The 14,172-nt window shown below is 64.9% G+C and carries 14 protein-coding genes; 5 read left to right on the forward strand and 9 right to left on the reverse strand.

Going from position 1 to position 14,172, the window contains the following annotated elements; all coding sequences use genetic code 11:
* Nucleotides 1-19: 19 nt before the first annotated feature.
* The 4 genes from E1H16_RS04135 to E1H16_RS04150 form a co-directional block, all read right to left on the reverse strand.
* Entirely contained in the window at nucleotides 20-1,045 is a 1,026-nt protein-coding gene (locus E1H16_RS04135) for a 3-isopropylmalate dehydrogenase (RefSeq protein ID WP_134322450.1), read from the reverse strand.
* On the reverse strand, nucleotides 1,045-2,073 hold the full coding sequence (ilvC, locus tag E1H16_RS04140; RefSeq protein ID WP_134322451.1) for a ketol-acid reductoisomerase: 1,029 nt from the start codon (nucleotides 2,071-2,073) through the stop codon (nucleotides 1,045-1,047). The genes E1H16_RS04135 and ilvC overlap by 1 nt, the downstream gene beginning before the upstream one ends.
* 65 nt (nucleotides 2,074-2,138) lie before the next feature.
* The gene (gene ilvN / locus E1H16_RS04145; protein WP_134322452.1) at nucleotides 2,139-2,669 is read right to left on the reverse strand and encodes an acetolactate synthase small subunit; all 531 of its coding nucleotides are present in this window, start codon (nucleotides 2,667-2,669) and stop codon (nucleotides 2,139-2,141) included.
* Between the two features lie 8 nt (nucleotides 2,670-2,677).
* Nucleotides 2,678-4,486: an acetolactate synthase large subunit gene (locus E1H16_RS04150; RefSeq protein WP_134322453.1), complete on the reverse strand. Its 1,809-nt coding sequence runs from the start codon at nucleotides 4,484-4,486 to the stop codon at nucleotides 2,678-2,680.
* Between the two features lie 332 nt (nucleotides 4,487-4,818).
* Between E1H16_RS04150 and E1H16_RS04155 the strand changes: the two genes are divergently transcribed.
* The 3 genes from E1H16_RS04155 to E1H16_RS04165 all read left to right on the forward strand — a co-directional run bounded on the left by E1H16_RS04155 (nucleotide 4,819) and on the right by E1H16_RS04165 (nucleotide 7,159).
* On the forward strand, nucleotides 4,819-5,271 hold the full coding sequence (locus E1H16_RS04155) for a PH domain-containing protein (RefSeq protein WP_134322454.1): 453 nt from the start codon (nucleotides 4,819-4,821) through the stop codon (nucleotides 5,269-5,271).
* A 48-nt stretch (nucleotides 5,272-5,319) separates the two neighbouring features.
* Nucleotides 5,320-5,934 (forward strand): TetR/AcrR family transcriptional regulator, encoded by a 615-nt coding sequence (locus E1H16_RS04160; protein ID WP_134322455.1) that lies wholly within the window; start codon nucleotides 5,320-5,322, stop codon nucleotides 5,932-5,934.
* 85 nt (nucleotides 5,935-6,019) lie between these two features.
* The gene (locus E1H16_RS04165) at nucleotides 6,020-7,159 is read left to right on the forward strand and encodes a PQQ-dependent sugar dehydrogenase (protein ID WP_134322456.1); all 1,140 of its coding nucleotides are present in this window, start codon (nucleotides 6,020-6,022) and stop codon (nucleotides 7,157-7,159) included.
* Nucleotides 7,160-7,173: 14 nt separating this feature from the next.
* Here E1H16_RS04165 and E1H16_RS04170 read toward each other — a convergent pair whose 3' ends face one another.
* From E1H16_RS04170 to gatC, 5 genes are read right to left on the reverse strand one after another with little or no spacing between them, the layout of a single operon-like run.
* Nucleotides 7,174-8,652, reverse strand: a complete 1,479-nt coding sequence (locus E1H16_RS04170) for a hypothetical protein (RefSeq protein WP_134322457.1) — start codon at nucleotides 8,650-8,652, stop codon at nucleotides 7,174-7,176.
* A 46-nt stretch (nucleotides 8,653-8,698) separates the two neighbouring features.
* Nucleotides 8,699-10,207: an Asp-tRNA(Asn)/Glu-tRNA(Gln) amidotransferase subunit GatB gene (gene gatB / locus E1H16_RS04175; protein ID WP_134322458.1), complete on the reverse strand. Its 1,509-nt coding sequence runs from the start codon at nucleotides 10,205-10,207 to the stop codon at nucleotides 8,699-8,701.
* A complete protein-coding gene (locus tag E1H16_RS04180) occupies nucleotides 10,204-10,524 on the reverse strand; it encodes a hypothetical protein (protein ID WP_134322459.1) in 321 nt (106 codons plus the stop codon). Before E1H16_RS04180 ends, gatB begins: the two co-directional genes overlap by 4 nt.
* Complete coding sequence (gatA, locus tag E1H16_RS04185) at nucleotides 10,521-12,038, reverse strand: Asp-tRNA(Asn)/Glu-tRNA(Gln) amidotransferase subunit GatA (RefSeq protein ID WP_134322460.1); 1,518 nt, start codon at nucleotides 12,036-12,038, stop codon at nucleotides 10,521-10,523. Before gatA ends, E1H16_RS04180 begins: the two co-directional genes overlap by 4 nt.
* Nucleotides 12,039-12,043: 5 nt before the next feature.
* On the reverse strand, nucleotides 12,044-12,346 hold the full coding sequence (gene gatC / locus E1H16_RS04190; RefSeq protein ID WP_134322461.1) for an Asp-tRNA(Asn)/Glu-tRNA(Gln) amidotransferase subunit GatC: 303 nt from the start codon (nucleotides 12,344-12,346) through the stop codon (nucleotides 12,044-12,046).
* Nucleotides 12,347-12,449: 103 nt separating this feature from the next.
* Between gatC and E1H16_RS04195 the strand changes: the two genes are divergently transcribed.
* Nucleotides 12,450-13,382, forward strand: a complete 933-nt coding sequence (locus tag E1H16_RS04195; protein ID WP_243837653.1) for a 1,4-dihydroxy-2-naphthoate polyprenyltransferase — start codon at nucleotides 12,450-12,452, stop codon at nucleotides 13,380-13,382.
* Entirely contained in the window at nucleotides 13,383-14,054 is a 672-nt protein-coding gene (locus E1H16_RS04200; protein ID WP_134322462.1) for an ACT domain-containing protein, read from the forward strand.
* The last annotated feature ends 118 nt before the right edge of the window (nucleotides 14,055-14,172 follow it).

Raw genomic sequence — 14,172 nt, forward strand, 5'->3', positions numbered from 1 at the left:
TTCCTTTGATAGGGGCGATCTAGGAATCGGCTACGAGCTTGGCGATGCGGTCACCGATATCGGTGGTCGACCCGGCGTTGTTGCGATCACGAGCCGCGAGGTCGGCCGTCACGGCCTTCTCGATTCGCGCCGCCGTAGCCGCATCGCCCATGTGATCGAGCAACATGCTCGCCGACAGAATGGCCGCCGTCGGGTCGGCCAGGTTCTGCCCCGCGATGTCGGGCGCCGAACCGTGCACCGGCTCGAACATGGACGGGTTCGCACGGGACGCATCGATGTTGCCCGATGCCGCCAGTCCGATACCGCCGGTCACCGCCGCAGCGAGGTCGGTCACGATGTCGCCGAACAGATTGTCGGTGACGATGACATCGAAGCGCTGCGGGTCGGTCACCAGGTAGATCATCGCGGCATCGACGTGCGAGTACGCCGTGGTCACATCCGGGTACTGCTGCGCCACCTCATCGAACGTGCGCTGCCACAGTCCGCCCGCGTGCACGAGTACGTTGGTCTTGTGGACCAGCGTGATGTGCTTGCGCGGACGCTTCTGCGCGGTCTCGAAAGCCGCCTCGATCACTCGGCGAGCCCCGAACGCGGTGTTCAGTGACACCTCAGTGGCAATCTCGTTGACGGTTCCCTGACGGATCACGCCCCCGTTGCCGACGTACGGGCCTTCGGTTCCTTCGCGGAATACGACGAAGTCGATCTGCGGGTCCCCGGCGAGCACCGATTCGGTGTTCGGGTACAGCTTCGATGGGCGCAGGTTCACGTAGTGCTCGAACGCGAACCGCAGTTTCAGGAGCATCCCGCGCTCGAGAATCCCCGGTGGCACGGACGGGTCACCGATCGCGCCGAGCAAGATCGCGTCGTGTCCACGCAGTTCTTCCAGGACCGATTCGGGCAGCAGTTCGCCCGTCTCGTGCCAGAACTTTGCGCCGAGGGTGTACGACGTTTGCTCACTCGCCACGCCTGCGGCGTCGAGCACCTTCAGTGCTTCCGCGGTGACCTCGATGCCGATGCCGTCACCGGGGATTACTGCGAGCTTCATCAGCGGGCCGCCGTACCTTCCTGGTAGTCGTCCTGAGTCGCGACCCAGCTCATGAGCTTGCGCAGCTCACGACCGGTGGCCTCGATCGGGTGCGTCTCCTGCTCGGCGCGACGTGCCTTGAAGTCAGGAGCGCCAGCGGCCTGGTCGTCCATGAAGGCCTGCGCCCACGAGCCGTCGCGGATCGCGCCGAGAACGGACTTCATGTTCTCCTTGACGCGGTCGTCGACGACCTTCGGGCCGGAGGTGTAGTCGCCGTACTCGGCGGTGTCGGAGACGGACCAACGCTGCTTCGCGATGCCGCCTTCGTACATCAGGTCGACGATCAGCTTCAGCTCGTGCAGGCACTCGAAGTACGCGACCTCAGGCTGGTAACCGGCCTCGGTCAGCACCTCGAAGCCCTGCTGGACGAGGCGGCTCACGCCACCACAGAGCACCGACTGCTCGCCGAACAGGTCGGTTTCGGTCTCCTCGGTGAAGGTGGTCTGGATGACGCCGGCGCGGGTACCGCCGATCGCCTTCGCGTACGACAGCGCCAACGCGAGCGTGTCACCGGAAGGGTCCTGCTCGACAGCAACGAGGCACGGCACACCCTTGCCGTCGACGTATTCGCGACGAACCAGGTGGCCCGGGCCCTTCGGAGCAACCATCGCGACGGCGATGTTGGCCGGGGGCTTGATGTAGCCGAAGCGGATGTTGAAGCCGTGACCGAAGAAGATTGCGTCACCGTCGTTGAGGTGCTGGGCGATCTCGTTTTCGTACAGCGAGGCTTGCGCCGGGTCCGGCGCCAGAATCATGATCAGGTCGGCCTCGGCCGCGGCTTCTGCCGGAGTGACGACGCGCAGGCCCTCATCTTCGGCCTTCTGACGGCTCTTGGAGGAGGGCTGCAGGCCGACGCGAACGTCGACGCCGGAGTCGCGCAGCGACAGCGCGTGCGCCTCGCCCTGGCTGCCGTAACCGATGACGGCGACCTTGCGTCCCTGGACCTTGGTCAGGTCCGCGTCGTCGTCGTAAAACATTGTTGCTGCCATCCTTGGCATTCCCTTCGGTTTGTTCGGCCTGGTGGCCGGGTGTGGCGATTCGGGTTGGTAATGGATTAACTCGCGCGGTCGGCAGAGCGCACGTGCGAGGTGGTGATCGAACGCGGGCCGCGACCGATGGCCACGACGCCGGACTGTACGAGTTCGCGAATACCGAACGGTTCGAGCGCCGCATTGAGCGCTGCGAGCTTTTCGGCGGTTCCGGTCGCTTCGACGGTGACCGAGTCGGTGGTGACATCGACGACCTTCGCGCGGAACAGATTCACCGTCTCGAGCACGGGAGTGCGGTGGTGAGCGTCAATGCGGACCTTGATCAGCATGATCTGACGCTGCACCGAACTCGCCGAATCCAACTCCACGATCTTGATGACCTGGATCAGCTTGTTCAGCTGCTTGGTCACCTGCTCGATCTGGTTCTCTTCGACGGCGACCACGACGGTGATGCGCGACAGTTCGGGCTGTTCGGTCGGTCCCACAGCGAGCGACTCGATGTTGAACCCGCGTCGGCTGAAAAGCCCGGCGATCCGAGCGAGCACCCCGGGTTTGTCCTGCACGAGCACGGACAGGGTGTGGCGGCTGGTTGTCATCTTCGCCTCTACTCCTCGTCGAAGTCGGGCCGCAGGTCGCGGGCCGCGAGAATCTCGTCGTTGCTCGTACCGGCGGCCACCATCGGCCAGACCTGCGCGTCCTTACCGACGATGAAGTCGATGAGCACTGGTCGATCGTTGATTTCGAGCGCCTTTTCGATGGCGGCATCGACATCCTCTTTGGATTCGACGCGAATACCCGCGCAGCCCAACGCCTCGGCAAGCATCACGAAATCAGGAATGCGGTGCTTGTGCGTGCCCAACTCGGTGTTGGAGTACCGCTCCTGGTAGAACAGCGTCTGCCATTGCCGCACCATGCCCAGGTTACCGTTGTTGATCACGGCGACCTTGATCGGAATTCCTTCGATCGCGCAGGTGGCGAGCTCCTGGTTGGTCATCTGGAAGCAGCCATCGCCATCGATCGCCCAAACGACCTTGTCCGGCATCGCCGTCTTGGCCCCCATGGCCGCCGGAATCGCGTACCCCATCGTGCCGAGTCCGCCGGAGTTCAACCACGTGCGCGGCTGGTCGTAGGTGACGAACTGGGCGGCCCACATTTGGTGCTGGCCCACTCCGGCGACGTACACGGCGTCATCGGCGGTGAGCGCGTTGATCCGTTCGATCACGTACTGCGGTGCGAGCGTGCCATCGGCCGGCCAGTCATAACCCAGCGGGAACTTTTCCCGCCAGCGGTTCAGCTGCTGCCACCAGTCGGTCAGGTCGGCAGGCTCGGAACCCTCACGCAACGCTCGCAATGCCGTAGCGAGTTCGGTCATCGTCTCTTTGCAATCGCCGACGATCGGCACATCCGCGGCGCGGTTCTTCCCGATTTCGGCAGCGTCGATATCGGCGTGCACGACCTTCGCCTCCGGCGCAAAACTCTTCAACTGCCCGGTGACCCGGTCATCGAACCGCGTGCCCAGCGCGATCAACAGGTCCGCCTTCTGCAATGCCGTGACCGCGGGGACCGTGCCGTGCATACCCGGCATGCCCAGGTGCAACTCGTGCGAGTCGGGGAAGGCTCCACGCGCCATCAGAGTGGTCACCACTGGAATGCCGGACAATTCGGCGAGCGCGAGCAGTTCCTTCGACGCGTTCGCCTTGATGATGCCGCCGCCGACGTACAGCACGGGACGTTTCGCCGCGTGAATCATCCGCGCGGCCTCACGAATCTGCTTCAGGTGCGGCCGCGTGACGGGGCGGTAACCGGGCAGATCGATCTGCGGCGGCCAACGGAAGGTGGTCCGCGCCTCCAGGACGCTCTTCGGAATATCAACGAGCACCGGTCCCGGGCGTCCGGACTCGGCGATGTGGAACGCCTCGGCGATGGCGCGAGGAATGTCTGCCGCGTCGGTCACCAGCATGTTGTGCTTGGAGATCGGCGTCGTGATGCCGCAGATGTCGGCTTCCTGAAAGCCATCGGTGCCCAGCAGCGCGGCACCCACCTGGCCGGTAATAGCCACGATCGGCACCGAGTCCATGTGCGCATCGGCGATCGGGGTCACCAGGTTTGTCGCGCCCGGACCGGACGTCGCGATGCAGACACCGACTTTGCCGCTGGCCTGGGCATAGCCCTCGGCGGCGTGACCGGCACCCTGTTCGTGGCGCACCAGAATGTGGCGCATGGATGAATCGAAGAGCGGGTCGTAGACCGGCAGGACGGCGCCCCCGGGGATGCCGAACAAGGTCTCGACACCGACCTGCTCCAGGGAGTAGACCAGCGATTGGGCGCCGCTACATTCGGCGACGATGCGTTCGTCAGACACATTCGAGCCGCGCTGGGGCGGCTGCGGCGTAACTGTGGCTGGGTTGGCCATGGTGTTTCCTTCCTCGGATCACGAGCTCAGGACCGTGCGGGTTCCTCGTGGGATGTCGCGAGCGCACTGCTCGTCGGTTCAGTTGTCAGTGTGGTGCCGGTCGTACGCATGAAAAAACCCCCAGTGCCGTGGCACTACGGGGGTGGGCGCGTCGAACGTCGTCGACGCGCTACGCAATAAGTACGAGACCTTCAGCGAACTGCATGCGGCCATATTGCTCCCGCGCGCGAACCGCCGTCAAATTGATCCCATATTTTAGGAACGTCGTACTGCCATATGGGACCACTGGTCTCCTCGGCGCGCGCTGAGGCGATGGTGGCAAAATAACTTAGGTGAGTCACCCCCCGCATGACACGTCCCCGGTTGCACCCGCCAGCGCCAGGGTCCACTCGACTTCCCGCAGCAAGGCACCGGAAGTACGTCGGCTTCGGTATACGCCGACGGCGATCGTGCCGCTGGTCATCGGTGCGCTCTGCGCGTTTCCGCTCGCCGCCGCGCTGGGCTGGTGGGGTCTGTTGGTGGCCGTTCCATTTGTTCTCGCGATCGTCATGCTCCGCCGGGTTGGCCTCGACGTATCACCAGACGACGTACGCGTGCGTGGACTCTTCGCGAGCGTCACCATCGCGCGTGAGGATTTGGTCGGATTCACCATCGTGGACAACAAGGTGCACCTGGACCGCGCCGACGGCTCGTCGGTGCGGGTGCCGACCGTACGTCCACGCGACCTGCCGATGCTTCGCCAGGAACTATTTTCGCCCGGATCGCCCCAGGAGCACGATTCCTAATCCTATTGTGAATAGGATTGCGTGGATATACCAGAGGAGGCTCGTCGAATGGTGCGGTTAGCAATCTCCGAGCGACGCGATCTGCTGATCGCGGCCGCATGGCGTGTTATGGCCCGCGAAGGCGTCGCCGCGGCGACCACGCGCGCGATCTGCGCCGAAGCAAATATGCCGCAGTCCTCGTTCCATTATTGCTTCGATACCCGCGCGGATCTGCTCCGCATCGTCGTTACCAGCAGGATGCCGGATTTCATCACGTTATCGACCAACGCAATCGAAGCAGCGCGGACACCAACCGACCGGATTCGTGCCGCGCTCGAGGCGTGGTGGCAGGACGTCCTCGCCAACCCACAGACGCACGCGGTGATGTTCGACATCACGGTGCACGCGCACTATGACCCGGACCTGCACGATCTCGGCACCTACCAGTACGCCGAAGCGCACGCGACGGTGCTCACCCTGCTCAATTACGCCGTACGCGACGGGCAGTACGCCTGGGACACCGATATCGAACAGCTCGCGGTCAGCGTCGTCGCCTTCCTCAACGGTCTGTCGCTGCGGTACATGGTCGAACCGCACAACAGTTCGTTCAGCGGAGCGCTCGACACCTTTGCCGCCGAGCTGTCCGCGCACCTCACTGCGGTCCATACCGCAGCCTCGGTCTAGCCGACAGAAGTACGCCGCATCGGGGCACCAAAACGTACACTGGTGCGTCGTAGACCCGTCCCGCAGCGCTAGGAAAGGCGTACCGATGCAACTCCGCTCCCGTTACGGTCTGAGCGGCATCGCGATCAGCGTCGCCATGGTTTTGCTCAGCGGCTGCGCGAGCGATGAGGGCAACTACACAGGTTCCGGCAACTGGGTCGAACAAGGCAGCCCGGCAGTGCCGAACATTCCGCAGCCACAGGAGCCTGGGCCGCCCACCGGCAGCGAACCGGACAGCGATGAAGAGAGCGCGAGCGATAACGTGCGCGCCACCGATCTGGATCAACCGGTGACGCTCACGGCGCTACCCGACGGCACTGCGCTGGTCGGCGAACGGGTAAGCGGTACGGTCACCCAGGTATTTCCTGCCAAGGAAATGAAGCAAAAGAAGCTGTATACCCTCAGCGGTATCGACGGTAGTGACGGCGGCGGGCTGGTGTCGATGGCAGCCTCGCCGAAGTACCTCGAAAACGGGCTGGTCTACGCGTACATCACCACCAAGACCGAAGGCCGCATCGTCAGCCTCAACGGCAAAGGCGTCACTAAGGACATCGTCACCGGGCTACCGAAGGCGCCCGCCGCGCTCACTTTCGGACCGGACGGCAGCCTCCTGATCGCTATCGGCGGTTCGGGTAGCCAATACTCCGGCAAGATCCTCGCGGTCGACCATTGGGGCGACCCGGCGCCGGCGGCCACCGAAGGGATTGTGATGTCCCAGGGGGTTTCCAATCCCCTCGGGCTGTGCACGAACGGGGTTGGCGTGTACGTCGTCAACGGGGGCAGTCCAAACGGCGGGCAACTGAGCGGGAACGCCGTGTACGAAGTCGCAGGTCCGTCCAAAGATCAGGGCGGTATGAATGCGATGTCCCCAATTATCAGTTACTCCGAGGAGAGCGCCGGCGCTGCTGGTTGCGCGGCCACGGAGGTTCAGATCACCACTGCCGGCACTGACTCCGAATCGGTGGCGAAGTCGGTTCTGAGTCAGGACGGAACCGTCAACGGGTCCCCGGTACTGCAGTACACCGGCGAGTTCGGTCGACTGCGCGCCATCGCGCTCGACCCGGTAGGCGGCGGGTACTGGGTCAGCACCTACAACACCGACGGAATCGGCGATCCTGCCAAGGACGACGACAAGGTGTTGTACCTACCCGAACAGGGCGGCGCCGGCAGCGGCGACGTGAGCTAAGAACCCAGACGGGGCTAGAACTCCAGTTGCAACGCCGCGTCGGCCGCCGCATCAACGGTCGGCGTGGTCGTCGAGCCATCGACGAAAGCCGCTTCGACGATACGAAGTTCAGCGCCCGTCACGGCCGACGCATACTCGCCGGCAATGAGGATGTCCGAACTCGGGTATCCCTGTGGGGGCACACCCTCCCGCATCAGATCATTCACATTCCCGGTGCCGTCGGTGTCGGTCATCGACTTCAGGTTGGCCGCGCCGGCGGCATCCGGCATCGTGATGTCCACGACCGACAGCGCAACCGGTTTGCCGTCCACCTCGGTCAGGAACAAGGACCGATTCATTTCAGTGCACGGGTTCGCGGTGAGGTACTCCTGCACGTCGCCGTACGCGTGCGCAGCACAGTCGGCCTGCGAATCGACCGGGCCGGGCTCGAAGTCGTATCCACCGATCGACTGCACGCCGTCGGCGGAAGGTGGCTCATCCGAAGCCGCTGCCGAATCGTTGTCGCCGTCGGCGCCGGTCTCGTTCGACGACGATCCAAACAGCGCAATCGCACCGATGACGACTCCTGCACCTACCGCGAGCAGAGCAACGAGTGGCACCAGCCAGCGCCAGATGCTGCTCTTGGGCTCCGGATCCGGTTCAGACATCGGTAGTAGGGGTCCCGGTGCGGCACTCGCGTGCGCGGGGCTGGGAGCCGCAGCGGTGCCGGCCAGCGGCGGCGTGACTGCCGGAATCGCACCGGTCGGGCGCTGATCACCGTCGGCGGAATCTCCAGCCGGCGCTGGCGCTGGATGGCTGCGTAATGGACGAACGGCGCGCGCATCATGCTCCTCGCGCGCGAACGGGACGTCATCGATCAATGTCGGGCGCAGCACGTACGGCGAGTACGCGAACCCCTCGCCGGTGAGCTGCTCCACGTCGATGTCGGCGGCATCGAAGCCGAGGGCCCGCAGCGCCCCGATCACGTCGGCGGTCGTCCACGCCCCGGACAGCCCGGCTGCCCGATCGACCATCGCGCGGTCGATCCCAACCACGAACGCGTCGGGCTCGGTGTGCGTCACCACCACGCCTTGACCACGTTCGGTCTCCGGCTGCGCGACTCCGGAAATCGATCCGTCCACGGCGATCAACGACTGCACCGGGCCTGGATCCAGGCCGCCGCGCCGTATCTCAGCGACGATCCGCTTGAGGGCGCCATCTACGTCGTAGACCGGGTTAGCCCCAATGCCATCGATCTGCGCAGGGCTGCCGCCGATGGTCCACGCACCGCGCAGCGGAGCGAACAGGTAACCGTCGCCACCGTTGACCGTGCACGCCCCGAGAACAGCGATCGCCTCGGGGGTACAGATCACGCCGGCGACCGGGCCGAACCGGCTGAACCCGTCGCCGAGCACCGCGATCCCCCGGCGACGCGCCGGCCCAGGTCCAAGCCCATGCAGAATCGCGAACACTCGACGCTGGGCGTCGTTCGCCGGCGAACCGTGGGTCAGCACTATCAACGATCAGGTCACTTTCGTGGCGGACAAAATCCGACTCAGCCTACTGGGCACCGAGCTTCTGCAGGATCAGTTCACGCACAGTCGCGGCGTCGGCTTGACCACGCGTGGCCTTCATCACCGCACCGACCAGCGCGCCGACGGCCTGCACCTTGCCGCCACGGATCTTCTGCGCGACATCATCGTTGTCCGCGATCGCCGCGTCGACGGCGGCACTCAGGGCGCCAGTGTCGGAGACGACTTCCAAACCACGGTCGGCGACCACCTGTTCCGGATCGCCTTCGCCGGCAATCACACCGTCGACGACCTGCCGAGCGAGTTTGTCGTTAATCCGCCCCTGCGCGACAAGGTCGATAACCGAGGCCACCTGAGCGGGCGTGATCGCCAATTGCGCCACTTCGATCCCAGCGCTATTGGCCAATCGCGCCAGCTGGCCGGTCCACCACTTGCGGGCCTCGGCTGCTGAGGCTCCGGCATCGATCGTTGCTACGACGACCTCCAGCGCCCCGGTGTTGACTAGCGCCTCCATCTCGCGCGCAGAAATATCCCACTCCGCCTGTAGCCGTGTCCGGCGGACGCCCGGGAGTTCGGGCAGTTCGGCGCGCAGCGACTGCACCCACTGCGGATCCGGCGTCATCGGCACGAGGTCCGGCTCCGGGAAGTACCGGTAATCGGTCGCCTCTTCCTTGCTACGACCCGCCGTTGTCTGGCCGGAGTCTTCGTGGAAATGCCGAGTCTCCTGCACGATCGCTACGCCGTCATCCAGCAGCGGCGCCTGACGCACGATCTCGGAATTGACGGCGCGTTCGACCGACCGCAACGAATTCACGTTCTTCGTCTCAGTACGGGTCCCCCACGGCTGGCCCGGACGGTTCAGCGACAGGTTTACATCGCACCGCAACGAGCCCTGCTCCATCCGCACGTCCGAGACGTCCAGCGAACGGATCACTTCGCGTAGTTCGGTGACGTACGCACGCGCCACAGCTCCAGCCAATTCGCCGGTACCGGTGATCGGCTTCGTCACGATCTCAACCAGCGGGATTCCCGCGCGGTTGAAGTCGACCAGTGAGTGTGTCGCTCCCTGGATCCGGCCGGTCGAGCCGCCGACGTGCAGCGACTTACCGGTGTCCTCCTCCAGATGCACCCGCTCAATCTCCACCCGGTGCACCTCGCCGTCCACCACGACATCCAGATAACCGTTCTCGCAGAGCGGGTCGTCGTACTGCGAGGTCTGGAAGTTCTTCGGCATATCGGGATAGAAGTAGTTCTTGCGAGAGAACTGCGAATGCTGTGCGATCGTGCAGTGCAACGCCAAACCGATGCGGACGGTCGATTCGATCGCCGCCGCATTCGGCACCGGCAGAGCGCCGGGGAGGCCTAGGCATACAGGGCAGATCTGGGTATTCGGCTCTGCGCCGAAGGCTGTCGCGCAGCCGCAGAACATTTTCGAGTCGGTGCCCAGTTCGACATGCGTTTCCAGGCCCACGACCGGCTCGTACCGCTCCAGCGCCTCGACGACCTCGGGATCGGCTTGCGTGTGGACCTGACTCATTGCTCTGACTCCTTGTCGTCGTCCGCGCGCGCCTCGGCTTCGAGTTCCTTGGCCCGATCGGCCTTCAGCTTGGCGATCTTGGGCTTGAGCACAAAGTTGTCGTACGCCACTACGTTCAGCGGCGTAATCACACCGAGCACGATGAACAGGATGAAGATCTTCTGTCCCGTGGCGATCAGGGCCACGACCCCGACGATGATCACAAACGCCGATAACGACCAGGCGGCGATGTTCGCTTTCTTGCTCGAGGCGGTGAGCCCGAGTTCATCCGTCTGCGTGATGTCCACGTTCGGCGAGGACTTACGTTGCGCGCTCATAGGGCCGGCGCCAGGTCGAGGAACGTGCCACCACAGGCGTGATCACGCGCAGCTTCCAGAGCCGCGCCGACCAGATAGCACCGGTCGTCCTGAAGGTGCGGAGCCATGATCTGCAGGCCGACCGGCAGCGGCTGCCCATCGGCGACGGGGTCCTCGGCCAAGCCAATCGGCACCGACATCGCCGGCGTTCCCGCCAGCGAGGCCGGCAGCGTGGTCAAGTCGAGCAGATACACCGATAACGGGTCCGTGTTCGCCGTACCGAGTGGGTAGGCGACCGTGGGTGACGTCGGCGAGATCAACACGTCGACGTGTCCGAAAGCGGCATCGAAGTCGGCTGTGATCAGCGAGCGCACCGTGCGGGCTTTGTCGTAGAACTGATCGACATACCCGGCCGAGAGCGCGTACGTGCCGAGGATGATGCGTCGCTTGACTTCGGGACCGAATCCGGCCTCACGCGTCATCGACATCACCTCCTCCAGGCTCCGTTCCCCGTCGTCACCAACCCGCAGTCCGTACCGAACGCTGTCGAAGCGCGCGAGGTTCGAGGATGCCTCGGACGGCGCGATCAGGTAGTACGCCGCAACGCCATACGCAAAGTGCGGGCAGCTCACCTCGGTGACCTCGGCGCCGAGGTCACCGAGCTGCTGGACGGCGGCGTCGAACTGCGCCTTCACCGCCGGCTGCAGTCCCTCAGCGATGAGGTCGCGCACCACGCCGATACGTAGTCCCGATATGCCCTGTGCGGCACCGAGGCGGGCTGCGCCGACGACATCCGGTACCGGAGCGGGCAATGAGGTCGAGTCACGCGGATCGTGTCCGCTCATGGCTGCCTGAACCAGCGCGGTATCGAGCACATTGCGGGCCATCGGGCCGGGGGTGTCCAGGCTCGAGGAGAAGGCGATGACGCCGTACCGCGAGCTCGTCCCGTAGGTCGGTTTCATTCCGACGATTCCGGTGAGCGCGGCGGGCTGACGGATCGAACCGCCCGTGTCCGTACCGATCGCGACCGGCGCTTCGAACGCGCTGACCGCGGCGGCGGAGCCGCCCGATGACCCGCCAGGGGTGCGCTGCGGGTTCCACGGATTCGCGACCGGCCCGAACGCGGAGTTCTCATTGGTGGAGCCCATCGCGAATTCGTCCATGTTGGCCTTACCCAACTTCACCATCCCGGCCTCTGCCAAGCGTGTAGTGACGGTGGACTCGTACGGCGGCAACCAGCCTTCGAGCATCCGTGAGCCCGCCGTCGTGGGCACACCGCGGGTGACGAAGGCATCCTTCACCGCGATCGGTACGCCCGCCAGCGGCGACGGCGCTTTCCCCGTGCGCACCGTGTCATCGGCGGCCTTCGCCGCCGCCAGGGCGCGCTCGGCGCTCACATGCAGGTACGCGCCGATCTCGTCGTCGACTTTCTCGATGCGATCCAGGTGCGCGCGGGTCACCTCCACCGAGGAGGTCTCGCCCGAGGCGATCATCGCACCGAGCTCCGAAGCTGTCATCCGGGTCAGGTCGGTCATCGCGGCTACTCCTCGTCCAGAATGCGCGGAACTCGGAAACGGTCCTGTTCGGCTGCGGGGGCCTGGGCCAGCACCTCATCACGATCGAGCGATGCGGTGACGACATCCGGACGAGTCACGTTCGTCATGGTCACGTTGTGGCTGCTCGGCGTGGCGCCGGCGTCGCTTACCTCGGCGATCTTCGCGACGTTTTCCAGAATGCTTTCCAACTGCACGGCGAAGGTATCGATCTCCTCATCTGTCACCTCAAGTCGCGCCAGATGCGCCAGATGCGCGACCTCCTCGCGCGAGATCTTCTCCTCAGCCATGCCTCTTCTTTCGTCGGTGGGCTCCGCGCGCCGAACACCGCACAGCAGACGACTGCACGGGGCGGCGACCGCCCAATCTTACGTGTCCGCGAAGATGGTGCACGTGCCTGGAACACCGACTACATCACCGACCGCCCCGCCGAGCGGCCTCGCCCTGTGGTGGGCGGGCGCTCGTCCCCGCACGTTGCCGGTGTCGCTCGTGCCCGTGCTGGTCGGTACCGCGGTCGCGGCCCAGTACGTCGCTACGCCGTGGCATTCGCACATCGTGTGGTGGCGTGTGGCCTGCGCGCTGGTGGTCGCGCTGGCGCTGCAAATCGGGGTGAACTACGCCAACGACTATTCCGACGGCATACGCGGTACCGACGACGATCGCGTCGGCCCGTTGCGATTGACCGGATCGGGCCTGGTCCCGCCGCCACGGGTAAAGGCTGCCGCATTCGCCAGTTTCGCCGTTGCGGGGATCGCCGGCTTGGCGATCACTGCGACCACCAGTTGGTGGCTGCTCCTCGTCGGCGCCGCGGCAATTTTGGCCGCCTGGTTCTACACCGGCGGTTCTACGCCGTATGGCTATCTGGGCCTCGGCGATATCTCGGTGTTCGTGTTCTTCGGATTGGTGGCAGTCATGGGCACCGCGTACATCGCCGCCGACTCGCCGCAGGTCACCGCGATGTCGGTGCTGGCCTCGGTCCCGGTCGGTTTGCTGGCGGTGTCGGTGCTGGTCGCCAACAACCTGCGTGATCTGCCCAAGGATGCGCTCGCCGGTAAACGCACCTCTGCGGTACGCCTCGGCGATACCGGAACTCGCTGGTTCTATGTCGCCTGCGTGCTGGGCGCGTTCGCCGCTGCCGTGGTGCTGCTGGGGTGGCCATGGCTGTTACTTGCGCTGGCTGCTGCGGTACTGACGATTCCCATCGTCCGACGGGTTCTGGGCGGCGCCGAGGGTCGCGATCTGATACCGGTTCTCGCCCGTACTGGTCAGCTGCAACTAGTGTGTGGACTTGTCATCGTTATCGGGCTCGGGGCGGAGGTGCTGTAGATGTCCTACCTGCTGCGCATCGTATTGCCGGACCGTCCGGGAGCGCTCGGCGCCGTCGCCAGCGCGATCGGCACCAGCGGCGCCGACATCGTCAGCGTCGACATCGTCGACAAACATGACCATGTCGTCATCGACGACATCGTCATCGATATGGGCCCGGGCCAAATGCCTGACGAGGTGCTGAGCGCCGCGCAACGCCTCGATGGCGTGCACGTTGAATCGATCAGGCCGTTCGATGGCGCGCTGTCGACCCATCGCGAACTGCAACTACTGGAGGCGATGTCGGTCGACCCGGAGGGATCGGCGCAGTTGCTGGTCGACGAACTCCCCCGGATCTTCCGATCCGGCTGGGGCATCATCGTGCGCGACGACGGTCTGGTGATGACCAGTAGCGCGAGCGCCCCGGAAAATGATCGCGCCGAGCCATGGCGCCAGCCGGCCGATGCGGTGATTCTGGATCCGATCACAGACGCCCTGCCCGCGGACTGGACCACCCTGGATACTGCGCTGATGGCTGTGCCGTACGGCGAGAACCGCTCCGTGGTCGCTGGTCGCCCCGGCGGCCCGGACTTCCGGCCCAGCGAACTCTCTCGACTAGCGCATCTGGTCGGCATTACCCGCTCCATCTGGTTGCGCTACGTCAAAGCCAAGAAGGCACAAGGCTCGAGCTAGTCCTCGGCTCACCGCCGGACGCACAAGCCACTAACTGGCCCGCCAACACCGGCGAGCGTACAGGTAACCCGGTCGATGCTCGTTGCTCACTCAGTCGGCGAGCGTGTGGAAGTTTGGT

The sequence above is a fragment of the Cumulibacter soli genome (assembly GCF_004382795.1).
GTDB classification, from domain to species: Bacteria; Actinomycetota; Actinomycetes; order Mycobacteriales; family Antricoccaceae; genus Cumulibacter; species Cumulibacter soli.